The sequence below is a fragment of the Erythrobacter sp. LQ02-29 genome, assembly GCF_022576075.2.
In the GTDB taxonomy this organism is placed as follows: domain Bacteria; phylum Pseudomonadota; class Alphaproteobacteria; order Sphingomonadales; family Sphingomonadaceae; genus Alteriqipengyuania.
The window spans coordinates 1,921,767-1,942,739 of sequence record NZ_JANCNT010000001.1; the positions used below are offsets into that span (position 1 = coordinate 1,921,767).

Annotated in this window: 19 protein-coding genes; 11 read left to right on the forward strand and 8 right to left on the reverse strand. The window is 64.6% G+C overall.

Features of this window, described 5'->3' with window-relative positions; all coding sequences use genetic code 11:
* Positions 1-39: 39 nt before the first annotated feature.
* The 4 genes from MKP08_RS09545 to MKP08_RS09560 all read left to right on the forward strand — a co-directional run bounded on the left by MKP08_RS09545 (position 40) and on the right by MKP08_RS09560 (position 4,128).
* Entirely contained in the window at positions 40-1,896 is a 1,857-nt protein-coding gene (locus tag MKP08_RS09545; RefSeq protein ID WP_241553619.1) for a M2 family metallopeptidase, read from the forward strand.
* Between the two features lie 24 nt (positions 1,897-1,920).
* On the forward strand, positions 1,921-2,382 hold the full coding sequence (locus tag MKP08_RS09550; RefSeq protein ID WP_215228401.1) for a RimK/LysX family protein: 462 nt from the start codon (positions 1,921-1,923) through the stop codon (positions 2,380-2,382).
* A 13-nt stretch (positions 2,383-2,395) separates the two neighbouring features.
* Positions 2,396-3,301: a 30S ribosomal protein S6--L-glutamate ligase gene (rimK, locus tag MKP08_RS09555; RefSeq protein WP_215228400.1), complete on the forward strand. Its 906-nt coding sequence runs from the start codon at positions 2,396-2,398 to the stop codon at positions 3,299-3,301.
* Positions 3,302-3,387: 86 nt separating this feature from the next.
* Positions 3,388-4,128 carry an SIMPL domain-containing protein gene (locus MKP08_RS09560; RefSeq protein WP_241555581.1) on the forward strand — a complete coding sequence of 247 codons (741 nt, stop codon included), beginning with the start codon at positions 3,388-3,390 and terminating at the stop codon, positions 4,126-4,128.
* On the opposite strand, the gene MKP08_RS09565 is transcribed toward MKP08_RS09560, so the two are convergent.
* The 4 genes from MKP08_RS09565 to rpsF form a co-directional block, all read right to left on the reverse strand.
* On the reverse strand, positions 4,129-5,568 hold the full coding sequence (locus tag MKP08_RS09565; RefSeq protein WP_241553620.1) for an AMP nucleosidase: 1,440 nt from the start codon (positions 5,566-5,568) through the stop codon (positions 4,129-4,131).
* A 129-nt stretch (positions 5,569-5,697) separates the two neighbouring features.
* Positions 5,698-6,330, reverse strand: a complete 633-nt coding sequence (rplI, locus tag MKP08_RS09570; protein WP_215228397.1) for a 50S ribosomal protein L9 — start codon at positions 6,328-6,330, stop codon at positions 5,698-5,700.
* A gap of 13 nt (positions 6,331-6,343) precedes the next feature.
* The gene (gene rpsR / locus MKP08_RS09575) at positions 6,344-6,568 is read right to left on the reverse strand and encodes a 30S ribosomal protein S18 (RefSeq protein ID WP_215228396.1); all 225 of its coding nucleotides are present in this window, start codon (positions 6,566-6,568) and stop codon (positions 6,344-6,346) included.
* Complete coding sequence (rpsF, locus tag MKP08_RS09580; protein WP_215228395.1) at positions 6,568-6,933, reverse strand: 30S ribosomal protein S6; 366 nt, start codon at positions 6,931-6,933, stop codon at positions 6,568-6,570. The genes rpsR and rpsF overlap by 1 nt, the downstream gene beginning before the upstream one ends.
* 223 nt (positions 6,934-7,156) lie before the next feature.
* Between rpsF and MKP08_RS09585 the strand changes: the two genes are divergently transcribed.
* Entirely contained in the window at positions 7,157-8,128 is a 972-nt protein-coding gene (locus MKP08_RS09585) for a DUF808 domain-containing protein (protein ID WP_241553621.1), read from the forward strand.
* Here the strand turns inward: MKP08_RS09585 and MKP08_RS09590 are convergent.
* The gene (locus MKP08_RS09590; RefSeq protein ID WP_215228393.1) at positions 8,125-8,400 is read right to left on the reverse strand and encodes a hypothetical protein; all 276 of its coding nucleotides are present in this window, start codon (positions 8,398-8,400) and stop codon (positions 8,125-8,127) included. The two genes, MKP08_RS09585 and MKP08_RS09590, sit on opposite strands and share 4 nt — an antisense overlap.
* Entirely contained in the window at positions 8,397-9,827 is a 1,431-nt protein-coding gene (locus tag MKP08_RS09595) for a glutamate ligase domain-containing protein (RefSeq protein ID WP_241553622.1), read from the reverse strand. The genes MKP08_RS09590 and MKP08_RS09595 overlap by 4 nt, the downstream gene beginning before the upstream one ends.
* Positions 9,828-9,902: 75 nt before the next feature.
* Between MKP08_RS09595 and MKP08_RS09600 the strand changes: the two genes are divergently transcribed.
* From MKP08_RS09600 to dnaN, 4 genes are all read left to right on the forward strand, one after another.
* Entirely contained in the window at positions 9,903-10,733 is an 831-nt protein-coding gene (locus MKP08_RS09600) for an LD-carboxypeptidase (RefSeq protein ID WP_241553623.1), read from the forward strand.
* Between the two features lie 32 nt (positions 10,734-10,765).
* Complete coding sequence (gene fabD, locus MKP08_RS09605; protein WP_241553624.1) at positions 10,766-11,704, forward strand: ACP S-malonyltransferase; 939 nt, start codon at positions 10,766-10,768, stop codon at positions 11,702-11,704.
* A complete protein-coding gene (fabG, locus tag MKP08_RS09610) occupies positions 11,704-12,456 on the forward strand; it encodes a 3-oxoacyl-[acyl-carrier-protein] reductase (protein ID WP_241555582.1) in 753 nt (250 codons plus the stop codon). The genes fabD and fabG overlap by 1 nt, the downstream gene beginning before the upstream one ends.
* A 166-nt stretch (positions 12,457-12,622) precedes the next feature.
* The gene (gene dnaN / locus MKP08_RS09615; protein WP_241553625.1) at positions 12,623-13,750 is read left to right on the forward strand and encodes a DNA polymerase III subunit beta; all 1,128 of its coding nucleotides are present in this window, start codon (positions 12,623-12,625) and stop codon (positions 13,748-13,750) included.
* A gap of 19 nt (positions 13,751-13,769) precedes the next feature.
* Here dnaN and MKP08_RS09620 read toward each other — a convergent pair whose 3' ends face one another.
* Entirely contained in the window at positions 13,770-14,783 is a 1,014-nt protein-coding gene (locus tag MKP08_RS09620) for an NAD(P)-dependent alcohol dehydrogenase (RefSeq protein WP_241553626.1), read from the reverse strand.
* 78 nt (positions 14,784-14,861) lie between these two features.
* On the reverse strand, positions 14,862-16,166 hold the full coding sequence (locus MKP08_RS09625) for an FAD-dependent oxidoreductase (protein WP_241553627.1): 1,305 nt from the start codon (positions 16,164-16,166) through the stop codon (positions 14,862-14,864).
* Between the two features lie 252 nt (positions 16,167-16,418).
* Between MKP08_RS09625 and MKP08_RS09630 the strand changes: the two genes are divergently transcribed.
* Together MKP08_RS09630 and lepA are read left to right on the forward strand one after the other, a co-directional pair.
* Positions 16,419-19,070 (forward strand): EAL domain-containing protein, encoded by a 2,652-nt coding sequence (locus MKP08_RS09630; protein WP_373418101.1) that lies wholly within the window; start codon positions 16,419-16,421, stop codon positions 19,068-19,070.
* A 74-nt stretch (positions 19,071-19,144) separates the two neighbouring features.
* On the forward strand, positions 19,145-20,962 hold the full coding sequence (lepA, locus tag MKP08_RS09635) for a translation elongation factor 4 (RefSeq protein ID WP_215228385.1): 1,818 nt from the start codon (positions 19,145-19,147) through the stop codon (positions 20,960-20,962).
* The last annotated feature ends 11 nt before the right edge of the window (positions 20,963-20,973 follow it).

Consider the following 20,973-nt stretch of genomic DNA (forward strand, 5'->3'; position numbering starts at 1 on the left):
ACCCGTCTCAACCGCAACCGGTTTTCGAGAGGGGAATCCATGAAATTCGCGCCCGTCGCCCTGTCCGCCATTGCCATCGCTCTGTCCACACCCGCCATGGCGCAGGATCAGACGCCCATGGAAGACGCACCCAGCGAAGTGGCCGCCGATTATCCCATGACGCCGGAAGGGGCGAAGGCGTGGGTCGCCGCGGTCGAGAAGGACCTGTTCGACTTCTCCGTCGACGCGGCGCGCACCCAGTGGGTCAACGCGACCTACATCACCGACGATACCGACGCGCTGGCAGCCAAGAGCGGGGCCGAGGGGACCGAGAAATCGGTGACCTACGCGTTGGAAGCGGCGGAATATGCCGAGGTCCCCGGGCTCGATCCCGATGTGAAGCGCAAGCTCGACATCCTGCGCAACGGCATCGTCCTGCCCGCGCCGACCACGCCGGGGGCCGCGACCGAGCTGGCCGAGATCGCGACCGGTCTGCAATCGCAATACGGCAAGGGGAAGGGAACGCTGAACGGGAAGCCGATCTCCGGCTCCGACATCGAGGCGGAAATGGGCAATCTCGAGCATACGCCCGCCGAGTTCGAGGAGATGTGGACCAGCTGGCACGACAATGTCGGCGCGCCGATGAAGGGCGATTACGCCCGCATGGTCGAAATCGCGAACCTGGGCGCGAAGGAGCTGGGCTTCAGCGATGTCGGCGCGATGTGGCGGTCGGGCTACGACATGCCGGCTGACGATTTCACTGCCGAGACCGAGCGGCTGTGGCAAGAGGTGAAGCCGCTCTACATGGCGCTCCACACCTATGTCCGGGGGCGACTGAACGCGAAATACGGCGATGCGGTACAGCCGAAGACGGGCCCGATCCGCGCCGACCTGCTCGGCAATATGTGGGCGCAGGAATGGGGCAACATCTATCCCCTGGTCGCGCCCGCGGGATCAGGCGATCTGGGCTACGACATTGGCGACCTGCTGCAAGAGAAGGGCAAGGGTCCGCTCGACATGGTGCATATCGGCGAGAACTTTTATTCCTCGCTAGGTTTCGAGAAGCTGCCGGAGACGTTCTGGCAGCGCAGCCTGTTCACCAAGCCGGCCGACCGCGAGGTCGTGTGCCATGCGAGCGCGTGGGACGTCGACAACAAGGACGATATCCGCATCAAGATGTGCATCAAGGTGAATGCCGACGACTTCGTCACCATTCACCATGAGCTGGGCCACAACTACTACCAGCGCGCCTATAGCGATCAGCCCTATCTCTATCTCAACGGCGCGAACGACGGCTTTCACGAGGCGATCGGCGATTTCGTCGCCCTCTCGATCACGCCCGAATATCTCGTCCAGATCGGGCTGCTCGATCGCAACGACGTGCCGAGCGCGGAAAAGGATATCGGCCTTCTCCTGCGCCAGGCGATGGACAAGGTCGCGTTCCTCCCCTTCGGCCTGCTGGTCGACAAATGGCGCTGGGGCGTGTTCGACGGATCGATCACCCCGGCGAACTACAATCAGGCCTGGGTCGACCTGAAGCAGGAATATCAGGGCGTCGCCCCGCCGGTGGACCGCCCCGCCGATGCCTTCGACCCAGGTGCCAAATACCACATCCCGGCGAACACGCCCTACATGCGCTATTTCCTCGCGCGGATCCTGCAGTTTCAGTTCTACAAGGCGGCGTGCGATCAGGCGGGCTGGAAGGGGCCGCTGCACCGCTGTTCCTTCTACGGAAACAAGCAGGTCGGGGACCGGTTGAACGCGATGCTGGAAATGGGCGCGTCCAAGCCGTGGCCCGATGCTCTGGAAACCTTTACCGGCAGCCGGCAGATGAGCGGCAAGGCGATGATGGAGTATTTCGCCCCGCTCAAGAAGTGGCTCGACGAGCAGAACCAGGGCATGAAGAGCGGATGGTGACCCACGCGCGAGGGCGGGTGGCGCATGGCGAAGTCTGATCCCCTGCCGATCATCGGATGGCGCGAGGTCATCGCGCTGCCGGAACTGGGCCTGTCCGCCATTCCCGCCAAGATAGATACCGGCGCGCGCACATCGTCCCTTCACGCCACGGTGCTGGAGGACTATGAGCGGGACGGTCAGCATCTGGTGCGCTTCGCGGTCGATTATCACGAGCAAAAGGTACGCCAGGTGTGCGAGGCGGTGCAGGTGGGCTGGCGCGGCATCACCAGCTCCAACGGGGAAACCCAGCGGCGCCTGGTGGTGAAGACCCTGATGGAAGTGGGCGAGTACACGTTTCGGGCCGAGATCAGCCTGGCGGACCGCTCGGACATGAAATTTCCAATGTTGATCGGCCGCTCGGCACTACGGCGTCGCTTCGCCGTTGATAGCGGTCATTCCTGGTTGCAGACGCCGGGTCGCAACCCCGTTTCGGGACACAAGCCATGACGGACGCCTGCCGATGAAAATCGCGATGCTCGCCCGCAATCCGAACCTCTATTCGCATCGGCGGCTGGTCGAGGCGGCGGAGGCGCGGGGGCACGAGATGCACATTCTCAACACCCTGCGCTGCACGGTCCACATCGCCAGCCATCGCCCGCAGGTGTGGTACAATGGCGAGCCGTGCGAGGGTTACGAGGCGATTATTCCGCGGATCGGAGCCTCTATTACCAGCTACGGCATGGCGATCCTGCGCCAGTTCGAGATGCGCGGCTGTTGGCCGCTGAACGAGAGCGTCGCCATCGGGCGCAGCCGCGACAAGCTGCGCTCCATGCAGATCCTGGCGAAGCATGGGCTGGGCCTGCCCCTGACCGCCTTCGCCCACGATCCCAAGCAGGCGGAGGAGATCATCCGCTCCGTCAACGGACCGCCGGTGGTGATCAAGCTGCTGGAGGGGACGCAGGGTATCGGCGTGGTGCTGGCGGAAACCATGTCGAGCGCCAAGTCAGTGATCGAGGCCTTTCGCGGGGCCAATGTCTCGATCCTGGTGCAGGAATTCATCAAGGAAGCTGGTGGGACGGACATCCGCGCGCTGGTGATCGGGGGCAAGGTCGTCGCGGCGATGAAGCGCACCGGCGCGGCGGACGATTTCCGCAGCAATCTCCACCGCGGCGGCAGTGCCCAACTAATCAAGATCACACCCGAGGAACGCAGCACCGCGGTGCGTGCGGCGAAGCGCATGGGTCTGAACGTGTGCGGCGTGGACATGCTGCGCTCCAACCACGGACCGGTCATCATGGAGGTCAATTCTTCGCCCGGTCTGGAGGGAATCGAGAACGCAACGGGCAAGGACATTGCCGGGCAGATCGTCGATTTCGTCGTCGCGAACGCCAGGGACGGCAGGACGAAGACCAAGGGGCGCGGCTGAATTGTCTTGGGAGGTTCACGAAACGCGGATAGGCTTTGCCTGAGCGGTCGGATGCGCCGCTTTCAGGGGAGATTCCAACCGTGAAAATGCACCTTCTCGCCAGTTCGCTGCTTCTCGCCATTCCCGCCGGAGTGTCCGCCCAGAGCGCGGAAATGCTCGCGCCGGGACAGACATTGCTCCAGGTACAGGCCACCGGGGAATCCTATGCGGCCCCCGATATGGCGAGCGTGAGCGGCGGGGTCGTCACCTTCGCGGCGACATCACGGGAAGCTGCGTCCTCCAACGCCGACGCGATGAACACGGTGGTCGCGGCCCTGCGCAAGGCGGGCGTGGCGGCGCGCGACATCCAGACGCAGAACCTCTCGCTCAACCCGGAATACAACTACAACCGCAGCGAGGGTCAGCCCCCTGCCATTACTGGCTATCAGGCGACCAACAGCGTGACCGTGCGAGTCCGCGACGTGAAGAAGGCGTCGGATCTGCTGACGGTGATGTTCGACGCCGGGGCCAACAACGTTTCAGGTCCCAACTTCTCCCTGTCCGATGACACGGATGCCGTTGCCAAGGCGCGCACGGCGGCAGTGGCGGAGGCAAAGGCGGAGGCGGAGGCCTACGCCGCAGCGTTCGACATGAAGGTCGTCCGCGTGATACGGATCAGCGAGCGTTCGCAGAGCGCGCAGTACGAGCCGATCATCGTCACCGGCTCGCGCATCGGCGCACCCCCGCCGCCTCCGCCGCCCCCGCCGGTCAGCGCACCGGCGGTCGAAGTCGGGGAGATGCAGCAATCGGTGACGCTGTTCGTCGATTACGCGCTGGGGCCGCGCTGATCAGCGGAACGGTGGCTCGTTGAAGGCGCGCAGCTTCCGGCTGTGAAGGCGCTGTCCCTCCTCGCGCAGGCGGCGGCAGGCGGTGACGCCGATCTGCAAATGCGCGGCGATCGCTTCCTCGTAGAACTTGTTCGCCTGACCCGGGAGCTTGATCTCGCCGTGCAGCGGCTTGTCGCTGACGCATAGCAGCGTGCCGTAGGGCACCCTGAAGCGATAGCCCTGCGCGGCGATGGTCGCGCTTTCCATGTCGATCCCGACCGCGCGGCTGAGCGACAGGCGGCGCGCAGACTGGGTGTAGCGCAGCTCCCAATTGCGGTCGTCGGTGGTGACCACGGTGCCGGTGCGCATGCGTTTCTTGAGGTCGGCGCCATGTTCGCCCGAAACCTGCTCGGCCGCGCCGGCCAGCGCCTGCTGGACCTCGGCGATGGCGGGCAGGGGGATTTCTGGCGGCAGCACCGGGTCGAGCACGTGATCGTCGCGCAGATAGGCGTGGGCGAGCACGTAGTCCCCGATCTTCTGGCTCGGGCGCAGGCCACCGCAATGGCCGATCATCAGCCAGGCTTCGGGCCGCAGCACCGCCAGGTGATCGCAGATCGTTTTCGCATTGGAAGGGCCGACACCGATATTCACCAGCGTGATGCCGCCGCCATCCTCGCCCAACAGGTGGTAGGCGGGCATCTGGTGCCGCCGCCACGCGGTATCGGACAGCTGGCTGCGCGCGTTGTCGACCGGCTCGTCGATATAGAGCCCGCCGGCGCCGGCTAGCGCGGTGCAGCCGTTCTTGCCCAGCTGCTTGCCCGCCCAGTCAACGAATTCATCGACATAGCGATGATAGTTCGTGAACAGGACGAAGCGCTGGAAATGATCGGTGTCGGTGCCGGTGTAATGCGCCAGCCGGGCGAGGCTGAAATCGGTCCGCAACCCGTCGAACAGCGACAGGGGGATGGTGTCGGTATCCTCGTCCAGCTCGATCCCGTCGGCCAGCTCGTCGCCGATCAGCGCCAGCTCCGTGGAGGGGAAGTGGCGCGCGAGATCGTTCGGATCGATCCCGGCGAGCTCGGCCCCCACGGCGCCGTCGAGGACATAGGGGAAGGGAATTTCCTGCCGCGAGCGCTGAACTTCCAGCGAGACGTCGTAATCCTCCCCGATCAGGCGCAGCTGCTCGGCCAGATAGGTCGCGAACAGGGCGGGGCGGGTGACGGTGGTGGCGTAGATGCCGGGCGCGGTGAGACGACCGAAGGAGCGGCTGCGATCACGCGGCTGCTCGCCCCCGCGATAGATCAGGCGCAGCTCGGGATAGGCGTAGCTGCCATCGGTGCGCCGCTCCGGCGGGGGCAGGGTGCCCTCGCGCGCATAGGCCACGACGTCCTTGCGCAGTCGCGCGATCGCCTCGTCATAGAGGCGGTTCAGGTCGGATATGATTGTGTCGATCGATTCCATCGCGCGGCTGATAGTATCGCGTCGATGCGACAGGCAAGAGAAAGGGGCACGATCCGGTGTGGACCGCGCCCCTTTGCTGTTCCTTCCGGCGGTATGGGCCGGGGATCGGTCGGGCCGTGGCCCGTGCCCTTAGTTCTCGGTCGATTCGTCCGCAGCGTCCGCCTCGGCGTTCTCTTCCAGCAGCTCGGCGGGGATTTCGCCCGGCTCGAGGTTCGGATCGACGGCGTTGGCCTGCGCCATAGCCTCGATCTCGCGCTGCTCGTCTTCGAACATCTGCGCGAGGACGTCGACGCCCTGGCTCTGCAGTTCGGCTTCGTCGTCCGAACGCGCAACATTGGCCTTCACCGCAACGTGCACCTCGGGGTGCAGCGCGATGGTTACCTCGTGCATGCCGATCGTCTTGATCGGGCTACCCATGATGACCTGCTTCTTGTCGATCGAATGGCCCTTCTCTTCGAGGCCGTTGACGATGTCGCGGACATTGACCGAACCGTAGAGCTGGCCGGCGTTGGAGGAAGCGCGGATCAGCACGATTTCCGTGCCGTCGACCTTCTCGCCCGCCTTCTCGGCCTCGCCGCGGCGTTCCGCGTTTTCCTTCTCCAGGCGATCGCGATTGGCCTCGAAGACCTTCTTGTTCGCCTCGTTGGCGCGCAGCGCCTTCTTCTGCGGGAGGAGGAAGTTGCGGGCGTAGCCGTCCTTCACGGAAACGACGTCGCCGATCGAACCCAGATTGCCGATCCGTTCGAGGAGGATGATATCCATGTGTCTTCTCCTCTTACTTCACGATGTAGGGCAGCAGGCCGATGTGGCGCGAACGCTTGATCGCCTTGGCGAGTTCGCGCTGCTTCTTGGCGCTGACGGCGGTGATGCGGCTGGGCACGATCTTGCCACGCTCGGATATGAAACCCTGCAGCAGGCGCGTGTCCTTGTAATCGATGGTCGGCGCATTCTTGCCCGAGAACGGGCAGGTCTTGCGGCGGCGAAAAAACGGGCGGGCCATCAGTCGTCTCCCCGATCGCGATCGCGGCGCTTCTTGTCGCGGTCGTTCTTGCGCATCATCACGCTGGGGCCTTCCTCGTGTTCGTCCACGCGGATGGTCATGTAGCGGATGACATCTTCGTTGATGCGCGTCTGGCGCTCCAGTTCCTGAACCACGGCGCCCGGACCCTCGATATTGAGGAGCACGAAATGCGCCTTGCGGTTGCGGTCGATCTTGTAGGCGAGATTCTTGAGGCCCCAGGTCTCGGTCTTGGTGACCTTGCCTTCGTTCGCCTCGACGATCTCGGTGGCGGTCGCGGCCAGCTGGTCGACCTGAGCCTGGCTCAGATCCTGGCGCGCGAGAAACACATGCTCATACAGAGCCATGCTCGCTTCCTTTCATGTTGCTGCCGATCGCTGGCTGATCCGTCCGGATGACGGGGCCCCTCCGGCTTTCTTGGTTTCCACGGGGGCCGTCGCCCCCGCGGAAGGGGCGCACATAGCGACATTGGCCGCGAATGCAAGCGGCAGCGCGCTCGCGCGCGGCGGATTGCATCGCCGGTCCGGGCACCCTAACGACCGGAGCTTAACGGGGAAAGGAATTCGCAACATGCCCGGTGGTCTCGCCGCCCTTCTGGACGACGTTTCGGTAATCGCGCGCGCTGCGGCCGCTTCGGTGGACGATGTCGGCGTGGCCGCGGGCCGGGCCGGATCGAAAGCGGCGGGCGTGGTGATCGACGATGCGGCGGTCACGCCCAACTACGTCACCGGCATCACCCCGGCGCGCGAATTGCCGATCATCTGGCGCATCACGTTGGGCAGTTTAAAGAACAAGCTGCTGATCCTGTTGCCCGGCGCGCTGATCCTGAGCGAATTCCTGCCCGCGGCGATCATCTTCATCCTGATGGCGGGCGGTGCCTACCTCTCCTACGAAGGCGCGGAGAAGGTGATCGAGAAGCTGGGCGGGGAAAAGCACGGCGAGACGCTGGAAGACCCGATCGAGGACCCGGCGGAGTTCGAGAAGAAGCGCACCGCGGGCGCGATCCGCACCGACCTGATCCTGTCGGCGGAGATCATGGCGATCACCCTGAACGAGGTATCGGCTGAAACCCTGGTGACCCGGGCGCTGGTGCTTGCGCTGGTCGGCGCGGGGATCACTTTCGTCGTCTATGGCGCGGTGGCGCTGATAGTGAAGCTCGACGATATCGGCTTGCACCTGAAGACGAAGACGTCCGCCTTCGCGCAGAGCGTGGGCGGCCTGCTGCTGAAGGCGATGCCCAAGATCCTAATCCTGCTGTCCTTTGTCGGCACGATCGCGATGCTGTGGGTGGGCGGGGGAATCATCCTGCACGGATTGGAAGAGCTCGGCCTGCACGCGCCCGCCGATCTGGCGCACGGGGCGCAGCACGCGGTGGAACATGCCACCGGCCCGCTCAGCGGAGTGCTGGGCTGGGCGACCTATGCCGGGTTATCGGCGCTGGTCGGCCTGTTGCTGGGCGCGGTGATCGTCTTCGTGCTGCACAAGGTGCTGAGGATCGGTCATGGGGACGGCCATGACGAAGAGGCCGAAACCGGGCACTAATCGACGCGGGTCAGGTCCAGTCCGCAGCGAGTGCAGGTCCTGTTCGGCCACGGTACCATGATGAACCGGCGGAAGAACAGATTGCTGCGGCAGCGCGGGCAATTGTAGCCCAGAATGCCGATATTGCCGACGAAAAGGCCAAAGATCACGATCGCGAAGGCGATGCTGGAGTGCCCGACCCACTGATCGAACGCGATGATGAACACCACGCCCACGCCTACCAGGCCGAGCATCTTGAGCGCATGGCGCCGGGCGCGTTGGTAAAGGCTCATCCCAGCCGTGCCAGCACGTCGCGGGCGAACTGGCTCAGCGTGTCGTCGCGAGCGCCCATGATCACGATCCGGTCTCCGGGCCGCGCGTTCTCGACCAGGAAATCGCCGCAGCCGTCGCGGGTATTTATATGGATCGCCTTGCCGCCGGCCTCGGCTATCATGTCCACGATCTGCTCGCTCCCCGCGCTGCGATCGACCGTGCCCCCGAAATAGACCGGGTCGCACAGCACGGTCACGTCCATCGGGCCGAGCTCGCGGGCGAAGGTTTCGGCCAGTTCGCGCCCCATCTGGCGTAAGGGACCGTAGCCGTGGGGCTGGAAGAAGGCGAGCACGCGGCCATCGTGCGCCTTCAACGTGCGCAGGGTCGCGGCGCACTTGTCGGGATTGTGTCCGAAATCGTCGATCACGCTCACGCCCGACGGACTGGTCCCGACGATGTCGAACCGGCGCGCCAGGCCAGTGAAGCTACCGATAGCCGCGACAGCGTCCGCCACCGGCACGCCCGCCGCGCTCGCCCCGGCGATCGCTGCCATCGCGTTGGAAAGGTTGTGCCGCCCGGGCAGGTGCAGCGTCAGCGCATGTTTGGTATCGTCGCGCAGATCGTGGACCATCGCCGCTTGGCGCACAGGGCCGTCGGCGATCGAGCCCTTCTCGATCTGCAGTGCGGCGCAGCCGTTCTCCACCCCGAAGGTGATCGGGTCGTTGGCATGCGCAACAAGGCGGAAGGCCTCCGTATCGTCGGCATTGACCACGCCGACCTTCGATCGTTCGAGGAACGCTCCGAACAGGTCGCGCAGCTCGTCCATACTCTTGTGGTCGAGCGAGACGTTCAGGAGGATGCCGACCGCCGGATCGTACTGAGCGATCGAGCCATCGCTCTCGTCAACTTCCGACACGTAAAGTTCAGGTCCGCCGACGACCGCGCTGGCGAAGGGGCGATCCTCGCTGACGAAGTTCTTCATCACCGCGCCGTTCATGATCGTCGGATTACGGCCCGTCTCGTGCAGAATCCAACCGAGCATGCCGGTAACGGTCGACTTGCCGCTGGTGCCTGCCACCGCGATGCCGTTATCGGCGGCATTGAACAGCGCGGCGTTGAGATCGGCGCGGGTCAGGCGCGGAATGCCCAGCTCCTTCGCACGACCGACATCGGGCACGCTGTCTTCCACCGCGGCGCTGGCGACCAGCACTTGGGCAGGGTCGGTTATCCCGCTGCCGTCCTGAGGGAACAGGGCGAAACCCTGTCGCTCCAGCGCGGCGAACTTCTCGGGCGTGCGACCCTGGTCGAGACTGCGGTCGGAACCAGCCACGTCTGCCCCGCGCGCCTTCAGGATCTGCGCCAGCGGCTGCATGCCCGATCCACCGATCCCGCAGAAGAACCAGGGGCGGGCGGTCAGGTCGGCTGTGGGATCGGGCAAGTCGCTCATGGCGGATCGAGGTAGGCGGGGAGGGCCGCTTTGTGAAGCGTTGCCAGCGCGACTTGCTAACCTTAGACCGGCCCGATGACCCGTATTGCCGTGTGCGCCCCCGCGACTCCCATTTCCGAAGCCAGCGCGCAGGCCTGCCGCCAGCTCGTCGCCGATGAATTTCCCGATCAGGAGGTCTGGTTCCACCCCCAGTGCTTCGCCAAGCAGGGGCATTTCGCAGGGGACGACCTCGTCCGGCTGACCGCGCTGCTCGAATGCGCCAACGACCCGCAATGGGATGCGGTGTGGTTCGCGCGCGGCGGCTACGGCTCCAACCGTATCGCCGAGGCGGCGATCTCGCAGATGACAGGTCCTGCGCGCGAGAAGACCTATGTCGGTTTCTCGGACATGGGTTACCTCTTGGCCGCGCTCTATCGCGCCGGGATCGGGCAACCGGTGCATGGCGCAATGCCGATCAGCTCGGGCAGCGAGACGGGCCGCGAAAGCGTGCGCCGCGTGCTGCGCTGGTTCGCGGGCGATCCCTCGGGGCTGGAGCCGCATGTGGATGGCCGGACACCAACCGCCGCCTTCAACCTCATCACGCTGACAATGCTGATGGACACGCAGCTGATGCCCGACCTCGCAGGCCATGTGGTGATGGTGGAGGAGGTCAGCGAATATCTCTATTCGATCGACCGGTTGTTCTTCAGCCTGACCCAGCGCCTGCCCCGCATCGCCGGGCTTCGCCTGGGCGCGGTGACGGCGGTGCCCGACAACGAGCGCGATTTCGGTCAAAGCGCGGAGGGTATCGCGCAATACTGGTGCGCGCGGGCGGGCATTCCCTATCTCGGCCGGGCCGAGATCGGGCACTCGGCCAACAACCACATCGTGCCCTTCGGCCTTGCGCGCCCCGCCCCCGCTGTCTAGCCGCGCCGCCAAAGGTTTTTACGGAGATATCGATGCGCGCATTCCTTTTTCCCGGACAGGGTAGCCAGAAGGTCGGCATGGGGGCCGAACTCGCCGATGTGAGCCCCGTCGCCCGCGAAGTGTTCGAGGAAGTGGACGAGGCGCTGGGCCAGAAGCTGTCGCGGATCATGCGCGAAGGGCCGGAGGACCAGCTCACCCTGACCGAGAACGCGCAGCCCGCGATCATGGCCAACGCTATCGCCACCCTGCGAGTGCTGGAGCGTGAGGGTGGCCTCGCCATCGCGGACAAGGGCAATTGCGTCGCCGGGCATTCGCTGGGCGAGTACACAGCGCTGTGCGCCGTCGGAGCGTTCCCGCTGGCCGATACCGCGCGGCTGCTGAAACTGCGCGGACAGGCGATGCAGGCGGCGGTGCCGGTGGGCGAGGGTGCGATGGCCGCGCTGCTCGGTGCCGATGTCGAGAAGGCAGAGGCGCTTGCCGAAGCCGCCGCGCAAGGCCAAGTCTGCGAAGTCGCCAACGACAACGATCCGACGCAGGTCGTGATCTCCGGCCACCGCAGCGCGATCGAGCGCGCTATCGCGCTGACCAAGGAGCATGGGATCAAGCGCGGTATCCTGCTGCCGGTGTCCGCGCCGTTCCATTGTTCGCTGATGCAGCCCGCCGCCAATGCGATGGCGAAGGCGCTCGACGACTGCCCCCCGCGCGGGTTCAGCCTGCCACTCTATGCCAACGTCACCGCCGCACCGGTCAGCGACCCGGCGGAGGAGCTCGGCCTGCTGGTCGAGCAGGTTACCGGCCGCGTGCGTTGGCGCGAAAGCGTGCTCGCCATGCGCGAGGACGGAATGGAAGATTTCGTCGAACTGGGCGGCAAGGTACTCGGCCCGATGGTGGGCCGCATCGACCGCGATGCGAAGGTGACCAGCGTCGTGATGATGGCCGACATCGAAGCGCTGGCGAAGGAGATCGGATGATGTTTTCGCTCGAAGGAATGACCGCACTCGTGACAGGTGCCAGCGGTGGCATCGGGTCGGCGATCGCGCGCGCGCTTGCCGGCCAGGGTGCGAGGCTCGCACTGTCTGGCTCCAACGGCGACAAACTGCGCGCCTTTCGCGAGCAGTTGCAGGACGAATGCGGCGGCGATCACATCGAAATCACCTGCGATCTTTCCAGCGCGGAAAGCGTGGAGAAACTGATCCCCGCCGCGGTCGACAGCCTCGGCCAGCTCGATATCCTCGTGAACAATGCCGGTATCACGCGCGATAACCTCGCCATGCGGATGAAGGACGAGGAGTGGGACGACGTTATCCGCATCAATCTGGAGGCGGCGTTTCGCCTGATGCGGGCTGCGGCGCGGCCGATGATGCGCGCGCGGTTCGGCCGGATCGTCTCAATCACCAGCGTGGTCGGGGCGACGGGCAATCCGGGGCAGATGAACTACACCGCGGCCAAAGCAGGCCTGACCGGCATGTCGAAGAGCCTGGCGCAGGAGCTGGCGAGCCGTGGCATTACCGTGAACTGCATCGCGCCCGGTTTCATTCGTACCGCGATGACCGACCAGCTCGACGATAAACAGAAAGACGCCATCAACGCCCGCATTCCGATGGGCCGCATGGGCGAAGGCGACGAAATCGGGGCCGCGGTGGCCTATCTCGCTTCGAAGGAGGCGAGCTACGTCACAGGGCAGACCTTGCATGTGAACGGCGGAATGGCGATGCTGGGCTGACCGACCAGGATTCCTGCGTCTTATCCCCAGCTTCGCCCGTCGGTCGGATACGAGAACTTGCCCCATGAGCGCCCAGCGTTAAGGGTGTAGGAGAATATTCCGGCGCCGCGGGCGATTCCGGCCGACGGGTCGCAGCGACGGCGCATCAGGGGGTTGAAAGGGACCGATGAAGGCTACCATCGAACGCGCCACGCTGCTCCGCTGCCTGTCGCATGTGCAGTCCGTGGTGGAACGCCGCAATACCATTCCGATCCTGTCGAACGTGCTGATCGACGCGAGCGAAGGCGGACAGGTGAAGGTCATGGCGACCGACCTCGACCTGCAGGTGGTCGAGACCATGAGCGCCGCCAGCGTGGAAAGCCCCGGTGCAATCACGGTGTCGGCACACCTCTTGTTCGATATCGCGCGCAAGCTGCCCGATGGCAGCCAGGTCAGCCTGGAAACGGCCGACAATCGCATGACGGTGAAGGCCGGGCGCGCCCGGTTCCAGCTGCCGACCTTGCCGCGCGACGACTTCCCGGTGATCGTGGAAGGCGACCTGCCGACCAGCTTCGAGATTTCGGCCAAGACCCTGGCGGAGCTGATCGATCGCACCCGCTTCGCGATCAGCACCGAGGAAACGCGGTATTACCTGAACGGCATCTTCCTGCACGTTTCGGACGAGGATCGCCCGGTGCTGAAAGCCGCTGCCACAGATGGGCATCGCCTGGCGCGCTTCACCATCGATCGGCCGGAAGGGGCCGAGGGCATGCCGGATGTCATCGTGCCGCGAAAGGCCGTGGCCGAACTGCGCAAACTGCTGGAGGAAGCGCTTGAGGGCAATGTCGAGCTTGACCTGTCGGCCAGCAAGATCCGCTTCACGCTGGGCGGCGAGGGCGGGGTGGTCCTGACCAGCAAGCTGATCGACGGCACCTTCCCAGATTACAGCCGGGTTATTCCGACCGGCAACGACAAGCTGCTGAAGCTCGACCCCAAAAGCTTCTTCGCAGGCGTGGACCGCGTTGCTACGATCGCCACCGAGAAGACCCGTGCGGTCAAGATGGCGGTCGAGAGCGACAAGGTCACCCTGTCGGTCACCAGCCCGGACAACGGCACCGCCGCCGAGGAACTCGCCGCCGATTACGGTAGCGATGGGCTCGAGATCGGGTTCAACGCCAACTACCTGAAAGATATCCTGAGCCAGATCGACAGCGACACGGTGGAACTCCACCTCGCCGATCCGGGCGCGCCGACACTCATCCGCAAGGACGAGAACAGCCCGGCGCTCTACGTGCTGATGCCGATGCGGGTCTGACCCGCACCGGCACTTCGCTTTAGCCGATTTCGATCGCGATCTTGCCGAAATGCTCGCCGCTCTCTTCGCGGCGGAAGGCGTCGGCAAGGTCTTCCAGCGCAAAGGTATCGCTGATCTGGGGCTTGATGCCGTTCGCCTCGATAGCGCGGACCACCTCCATTTGATGGGTGCGGCTGCCCACGGTCAGGCCCTGCAACCGCTGGTTCCTGCCCATCATCTTGGCGGTCGCCACCTCGCCCGACTGGCCGGTGAGAACCCCGATCAGCGCGATATGCCCGCCCATGCGCGTCGCGTCGATCGACTGGTCGAGCGTACCGGGTCCACCGATCTCCACCGTCACGTCCACGCCGCGCCCGTCGGTCAGCTCCGAGACGCCTTTGCCCCACTCCGGCACGTCCTCGTAGTTGATCGTCTCGTCTGCCCCAAGCGCGCGAAGCCGCTCCAGCTTTTCGTCGGAGGAACTGGTGGCGATGACCCGCGCGCCCGCCGCCTTCGCCAGTTGTAGCGCGAAGATCGAGACGCCGCCGGTTCCAAGCACCAGCACGGTGTCGCCCGGCTTGACGTCGTCGTCGACGAACAGTGCACGCCAAGCGGTAACACCGGCACAGGTGAGGGTCGCCGCCTCGACGTGAGAGAGATTGCGGGGTGCGAAAGTGAAGCAATTCGCCGGACGAACGACAGCTTCGCGCGCATGGCCATCGATGCCGTCGCCCGGCACGTCCGCGAAGCCGGGCTTGTCCGGGGAAGGCCCCGATTGCCACTGCGTGAAGAAGGTCGAGACCACCCGGTCGCCGACTGCGAAGTCGCTGACACCTTCGCCTACTGCAACGACTTCGCCCGCCCCATCGGATAGCGGGATGCGGCGCCCGTCCGTTGGGATCTTGCCGGTAACGACGGCATAGTCGTGGAAGTTGATCGAGCTGGCCTTCAGGTCGACCCGGATTTCGCCGCGGCCGGGCTCGCCCGGATCATCCATCTCGAAGACTTCGAGTGTATCCAGTGCGGCAGGGGATCCGGTGCGAATGGCTTTCATGGTGATGTCCTGTCGTTGGAGAGTTTGCTTACTCGCTTCCAACGTGGCGGGCGGACGATCGTTTCTCCGCCTGAACAGTCAACGTCCTGCGCGGATCATCGCTTCGATATCGACGAACTTCTCCCGTGGGGAGCCCTCGCGGGCAGCGGCCTCTTCCGCCTCCTCGATTCTTTTCCAGTCCCGGAAGGTCACGATGTCGAGCCCGCGTTCTTCGGCCATCCGATCGAATCCGGCGCGGCCTTCCCTGTCGGAACCGGAGCCGATGTCTGCGGCGATGCGGTCCACAACGTCGAAGCCGTCGGGCCGGTTGGTTCCGATCGTCCCTGTCGGTCCGCGTCGCGCCCAGCCGACGCAGTACAGCCCCGGCCGGATCCGTCCTTCATCGTTGGCGAAGCGCCCCTGGCGCTCGTCGTACGGCACCCCTGGAATGGGGGCAGTGCGGTATCCGATGCAGGAGATGACGAGATCGGCGGGCAATCGATAGAGTTTTCCTGTGGGTTCGGGCCTGCCATCCACCAGCCGGGTTTCCGCGACTTCCACCTCTCGCACCCTTCCATCGCCGTGCAGGGCGGCCGGGCTGGCGAACATGTCGAATTCGATTCGGACCGGCTTGATCCCGCGCTCCGCCTCCGCTCGCGTCGCGAAGCTGCGCAGCAGACCGACCGACTTGCGAACTCCCGGATCGAGGTCCGCATCCGCTTCCTCCGGGGGAAAATCCGCAGGATCTACATGCGGTTCGGCCCGTTCGAGCGATGCGAGTTCGCCCAGTTCCTTCGGCGTCATCGCGATCTGATGCGGCCCGCGGCGCCCCAGGACGGTAATCGTCTCGATCCGGCTTTCGCGCAATCGGTCGAGCGCATGGCCGACGATGTCCGATCCGGCGAACTCAGCCTCCGTCTTCGACAGGATGCGCGCCACGTCGAGCGCGACGTTACCCATGCCGATGACGACCGCGTGGCGGCCGGTTAGATCGGGGGCGAGGGCGGTGAATTGCGGATGCCCGTTGTACCAGCCGACCAGCTCTGCGCTGCCGAAAATATTGCCAAGATCGCTGCCCGGTAGGTCGAGCGGGCGATCGTGCGGTGCGCCGGTGGCGAGCACGATCGCGTCGTAAAGCCCGCCGAGTTCCGTGATTGTGATATCCTCGCCCACGGTAACATTGCCGACGAACCGGGCATTGTTGCCGAGGCTGGTTTTCTCGAACCGGCGCGACACGCCCTTGATCGACTGATGGTCGGGTGCCACCCCGGTACGAATGAGGCCATAGGGCACCGGCAGACGATCGAATATGTCGATCCGCACGTCATCGCCCCATTTTTTCTGGGCCGCTTCCGCGCTGTAGTAGCCGGCGGGCCCGGAACCGATGATCGCGATATGCAGCATCGTCCGGCATTCCTCCAATCGCCACTACGTATGTCATGCACGCCCGCCCTATCCAACACAAATACGGGGCGCTCGGGCCTTTCCCCTCGCAGCCATACGAGCGTCGCATTTTATTTCGGCCTCAAGGTTAGGAGATTGATTACGCTTTTTGGTCATGGAGCCGTTATGGGAGGCCAGCCAGCTACAGCACGATCGGACGATGAGACGGGGCGCCAGAGCGCGCGTGTTCGCGCGGAGCCCGCATCGAGCCCTGTGGGCTTGCCGCACGAGACTATTTCGCCCGTTGCGGCGGTCAAGCATCGCGGAGGGCGGGCCCGCGCCGCGGCCAACCAGGGCAACGCTGCCCGGCCCGAACAGTTCGATCGCTACGCAATGGTGCCCTCGCAATGGCACCATCTGGCGATCGCGCCGCTCCTTTCGATCCTGATCGGAGTGCTGGAGACATTCGCTCTTCCGCCGCTCGCGCCGTTCCTCATGCTGCTCGCAGCCTCCGGCTTCTTCTATTTCGGGAAGACGGTGCATGCGTGGGAGCTGGAAGGCGACCGGGGGAAGGGGCCTACCGCCGTCATCGGCGGGGCGGTGACGGTTCTTCCCAGCCTGCTCACAGGATTCGCGCTCGCGTTTTGGATGTTTCGCGCGGACCTTCACCTCGCCATCGGCGGCGCCCTGCTGATCTGTGCGAGTGCATTCGCCAGTGCCCTGATGAGCCGGCGTCCGATTCCGCTGGTCGTTTGCAAGGTCGCATTATGGGGACCGCTGGCAGTGGTCGATATGACCGGCGTCTCCGCAGCCGCCCTGGGCATAATGATCGGCGGAGGAGCAGCGATCGCGTTCCTCCAGGTGCGCTTCGATCGATCGCGTGCGACGAAGGTCGAGATCGACGCGCGGGTGCAGACGCGCTCGATCGACATTCTGCGCGATTACGAAGAGACTGGACTGGGATGGTTCTGGGAAACACAGGCGGACGGGAAGATGACTTATATCTCCGATCCGCTTGCAGAAAGGCTGGGGGTAACGAAGGATGACCTGCTCGGTCGATCTTTCATGATCCTGTTTGATCCCGACGTTACGACCCGCGACAGCGAACGGACCATAAACTTCCACCTGTCCGCCCGATCGCCATTCCACGAATTGCCCATCAAGGCGGCGCCGACCTACGGCAGCGAGCGCTGGTGGTCGGTCAGCGGGCGTCCGATCTTCGACAGTTTCGAGAATTTCTGCGGGTTCCGAGGCTTCGGCACCGACCTCACGGAACAACGCCGCAGTCAGGAGCAGGCGTCTCGCCTGGCGATGTTCGACTCCTTGACCGGTCTCGCGAACCGCCACCAGATGTCGCAGACGCTGGAGAAAATCCTGCAGGCGCGGCAAGTGCACAGCCGCGCTTGTTCGCTTCTCATGCTCGATCTCGATCGCTTCAAGCACGTGAACGACACCATGGGGCATCCGGCGGGCGATGCCTTGCTCGGACAAGTCGCCCATCGGCTCGAGAACGCCGTCGGATCGCTGGGGCGGGTAGGACGGCTCGGCGGGGATGAGTTCAAGGTTATCCTACCGGGTGCATTCGAACGCGACCGATTGGCTACCCTTGCCAAGGAAATAATCCACTCACTGTCGCAACCGTATTCCATCGATGGCCAGCGCGTGGTGATCGGCGCCTCGATCGGTATCGCCTTGGCACCCGAAAACGGAACCGAAAGCGAGGAACTGATCCGGAATGTGGATCTCGCGCTATACGCGGCGAAGGAACGAGGCCGCGGTCGCTATCATTTCTATTCGCCAGACCTCCACAGCGCCGCGGAGGAACGCAGCCAGCTGGAGCAGGAACTGCGCGATGCGATCAGCACCGGTGGGTTGGAACTGTATTATCAGCCGGTGGTGGAAACCGCGACCGAACAGATCGCCGGGTTCGAAGCGTTGCTGCGATGGACCCATCCGGTGCGCGGCAATATCAGCCCGGACAAGTTCATTCCCATTGCCGAGGATACCGGCCTGATCCAGTCGATCGGGGATTGGGCCTTGCGCACCGCTTGCGCCGACCTCGCCAAGTGGCCCGAGGAGGTACGGTGCGCGGTCAACGTATCGCCACTTCAATTCGCCAACCCGAAGCTGCCCGCGATTATAGCCAGCGCGTTGGCGCACAGCGGCGTCGACCCGTCGCGGCTCGAACTCGAAATCACCGAGAGCGTGTTTCTGAGCGACGATACCGGCACGGAAACGATGTTCGCAGCACTGAAAAAGCTCGGTGTGAGGCTGGCTTTGGACGATTTCGGCACCGGCTATTCCTCGCTCGGCTATCTGCGAAACGCTCCGTTCGACAAGATCAAGATCGATCAGAGCTTCGTGCGCGGAGCCACGATCCCCGGCAGCCGCAACGGCGCGATCATCCAGGCGATCACGAGTCTCGCCCATGCGCTGGGCATGGATACGACCGCGGAAGGCGTCGAGACGCTCGACGAACTGGATCTCGTTAGGATGCAGGGATGCAGCCACGTTCAGGGCTATATCTACGCCAAGCCTCTCAGCGCACAGGCGGCGGGTGAACGTCTGGCGACCGGGCTGGCGGCGGTCGCTCGCGGGCCGCGTTCCTCGCGTCCGCCGCGCCAGACGATGCTGCGCAAGGTACGGGTTCGTCATGAAGGCAACGAATACGACGCTACCATCCGCAATATTTCGGTATCGGGCGCCATGCTCGAAGGGCTGTGGAACGTGCCGCCGGGCACAGAGTTCGAAATTGTGCTGTCGCCGCATCTCTCGCTCGCGGGCGTGTCGCGCTGGAGCGAGGGAAACCGGCTGGGAGTGCACTTCCACACCGAGCTGACGCGCCATTCCTCCGGCACCTTCGTGGAGCTGATGGAGGATGCCCGCATGCCCCGGGCGCAGAGCGTGCGGCGGGTGAGCGCGTAAGGCGTATACCCCCCGCGTCGAAACCCGTGCAAACAGGCTGACAGCGGGGGTTGGCGCGGCTAATGGCGGGGGTGATGACCGACCTTTCCAAGATCCGCAATTTTTCCATCATCGCGCATATCGACCATGGCAAGTCGACGCTCGCCGACCGGCTGATCCAGGTCTGCGGCGGGCTGACCGATCGCGAGATGAGCGAGCAAGTCCTTGATAATATGGACATAGAGCGCGAGCGGGGCATCACCATCAAGGCCCAGACCGTCCGCCTTTCCTACACCGCGAAGGATGGCGAGACCTACGAGCTCAACCTCATGGACACGCCCGGCCACGTCGACTTCGCCTACGAAGTTTCGCGCAGCCTGGCCGCGTGCGAGGGCGCGCTGCTGGTGGTGGACGCGGCGCAGGGGGTGGAGGCGCAGACCCTCGCCAATGTCTACCAGTCGATCGAGCACGACCACGAGATCGTCCCCGTCATCAACAAGATCGACCTGCCCGCTGCCGAGCCCGAGAAGGTCAAGGCCGAGATCGAGGACATCATCGGCCTCGACGCCAGCGACGCGGTGCTCACCAGCGCGAAATCCGGCATCGGTATCGAGGACACGCTGGAGGCGATCGTCGCCCGCATCCCGCCCCCCACCGGCGACCGCGACGCGCCGCTGAAGGCGATGCTGGTCGACAGCTGGTACGACCCGTACCTGGGCGTCGTCATCCTGGTCCGCGTGCTCGACGGCTTCCTGCACAAGGGGCTCAACGTCCGCTTCATGCAGGGCGGCACGCAGCATCTGGTCGACCGCGTCGGCGCCTTCACGCCCAAGCGCGTCGACCTGAAGGAGATCGGCCCGGGCGAGATCGGTTTCATCACCGCGCAGATCAAGGAGGTCGACCAGGCCCGCGTCGGCGATACTATCACCACGGTGAAGGGCGGGGCGGACAAGGCGCTGCCCGGCTATCGCGAGCCGCAGCCAGTCGTGTTCTGCGGCCTGTTCCCCGTCGACGCCGCCGATTTCGAGAAGCTGCGCGAATCGATCGGCAAGCTGCGCCTGAACGATGCCAGCTTCACCTACGAGATGGAATCCAGCGCCGCCCTCGGCTTCGGCTTCCGCGCCGGCTTCCTCGGCCTCTTACACCTGGAGATCATCCAGGAGCGCCTGAGCCGCGAATACGACCTCGACCTCATCACCACCGCCCCCAGCGTGGTCTATCGCATCCAGCTCGGCCATACGAAGAACGAGGAAGCGAAGGTGATCGAGCTGCACAACCCAGCCGATTACCCCGACCCGAACCGGATCGAGTGGATCGAGGAGCCGTGGATCAAGGCGACGATCTACACCCCCGACGACTATCTCGGCTCCATCCTGAAGCTGTGCCAGGACCGGCGCGGCATCCAGACCAACCTGACCTATGTTGGCGGCCGCGCGCAGGTGACCTACGAGCTGCCGCTGAACGAGGTGGTGTTCGATTTCTACGACCGGCTGAAGAGCATCAGCCGCGGCTACGCCAGCTTCGACTACGAACAGATCGGCCTGCGCGAAGGCGACCTCGTGAAGATGAACATCCTCGTCAACAACGAGCCGGTCGACGCGCTATCGCTGATCGTCCACCGCAGCGTGGCGGAGGAGCGCGGGCGCGGCATGTGCGAGCGGCTGAAGGACCTGATCCCGCGCCATTTGTTCAAGATCCCCATCCAGGCCGCGATCGGCGGCAAGGTGATCGCCCGCGAAACCATCGCCGCGCTGAGGAAGGACGTGACCGCCAAGTGCTACGGCGGAGATATTACCCGCAAGAAAAAACTGTTGGAAAAACAGAAAAAGGGGAAGGCGCGGATGCGGGAGTATGGCAATGTGAGTATTCCGCAGGAGGCGTTTATCGCTGCACTTCGGATGGGGGAAGAATAACGTAGGGGTAG

What these genes read in the sequence shown, in the direction of transcription:
- MKP08_RS09545 (WP_241553619.1), top strand. Translation starts at nt 40, where the DNA reads ATGAAATTCGCGCCCGTCGCCCTGTCCGCCATTGCCATCGCTCTGTCC.
- rimK (WP_215228400.1), top strand. Translation starts at nt 2,396, where the DNA reads ATGAAAATCGCGATGCTCGCCCGCAATCCGAACCTCTATTCGCATCGG.
- MKP08_RS09595 (WP_241553622.1), bottom strand. Translation starts at nt 9,827, where the DNA reads ATGAGCGACTTGCCCGATCCCACAGCCGACCTGACCGCCCGCCCCTGG.
- lepA (WP_215228385.1), top strand. Translation starts at nt 19,145, where the DNA reads ATGACCGACCTTTCCAAGATCCGCAATTTTTCCATCATCGCGCATATC.
- fabG (WP_241555582.1), top strand. Translation starts at nt 11,704, where the DNA reads ATGTTTTCGCTCGAAGGAATGACCGCACTCGTGACAGGTGCCAGCGGT.
- MKP08_RS09590 (WP_215228393.1), bottom strand. Translation starts at nt 8,400, where the DNA reads ATGAGCCTTTACCAACGCGCCCGGCGCCATGCGCTCAAGATGCTCGGC.
- MKP08_RS09550 (WP_215228401.1), top strand. Translation starts at nt 1,921, where the DNA reads ATGGCGAAGTCTGATCCCCTGCCGATCATCGGATGGCGCGAGGTCATC.
- rpsR (WP_215228396.1), bottom strand. Translation starts at nt 6,568, where the DNA reads ATGGCCCGCCCGTTTTTTCGCCGCCGCAAGACCTGCCCGTTCTCGGGC.
- rpsF (WP_215228395.1), bottom strand. Translation starts at nt 6,933, where the DNA reads ATGGCTCTGTATGAGCATGTGTTTCTCGCGCGCCAGGATCTGAGCCAG.
- MKP08_RS09565 (WP_241553620.1), bottom strand. Translation starts at nt 5,568, where the DNA reads ATGGAATCGATCGACACAATCATATCCGACCTGAACCGCCTCTATGAC.
- fabD (WP_241553624.1), top strand. Translation starts at nt 10,766, where the DNA reads ATGCGCGCATTCCTTTTTCCCGGACAGGGTAGCCAGAAGGTCGGCATG.
- MKP08_RS09620 (WP_241553626.1), bottom strand. Translation starts at nt 14,783, where the DNA reads ATGAAAGCCATTCGCACCGGATCCCCTGCCGCACTGGATACACTCGAA.
- MKP08_RS09600 (WP_241553623.1), top strand. Translation starts at nt 9,903, where the DNA reads ATGACCCGTATTGCCGTGTGCGCCCCCGCGACTCCCATTTCCGAAGCC.
- MKP08_RS09585 (WP_241553621.1), top strand. Translation starts at nt 7,157, where the DNA reads ATGCCCGGTGGTCTCGCCGCCCTTCTGGACGACGTTTCGGTAATCGCG.
- MKP08_RS09560 (WP_241555581.1), top strand. Translation starts at nt 3,388, where the DNA reads ATGCACCTTCTCGCCAGTTCGCTGCTTCTCGCCATTCCCGCCGGAGTG.
- dnaN (WP_241553625.1), top strand. Translation starts at nt 12,623, where the DNA reads ATGAAGGCTACCATCGAACGCGCCACGCTGCTCCGCTGCCTGTCGCAT.
- MKP08_RS09625 (WP_241553627.1), bottom strand. Translation starts at nt 16,166, where the DNA reads ATGCTGCATATCGCGATCATCGGTTCCGGGCCCGCCGGCTACTACAGC.
- rplI (WP_215228397.1), bottom strand. Translation starts at nt 6,330, where the DNA reads ATGGATATCATCCTCCTCGAACGGATCGGCAATCTGGGTTCGATCGGC.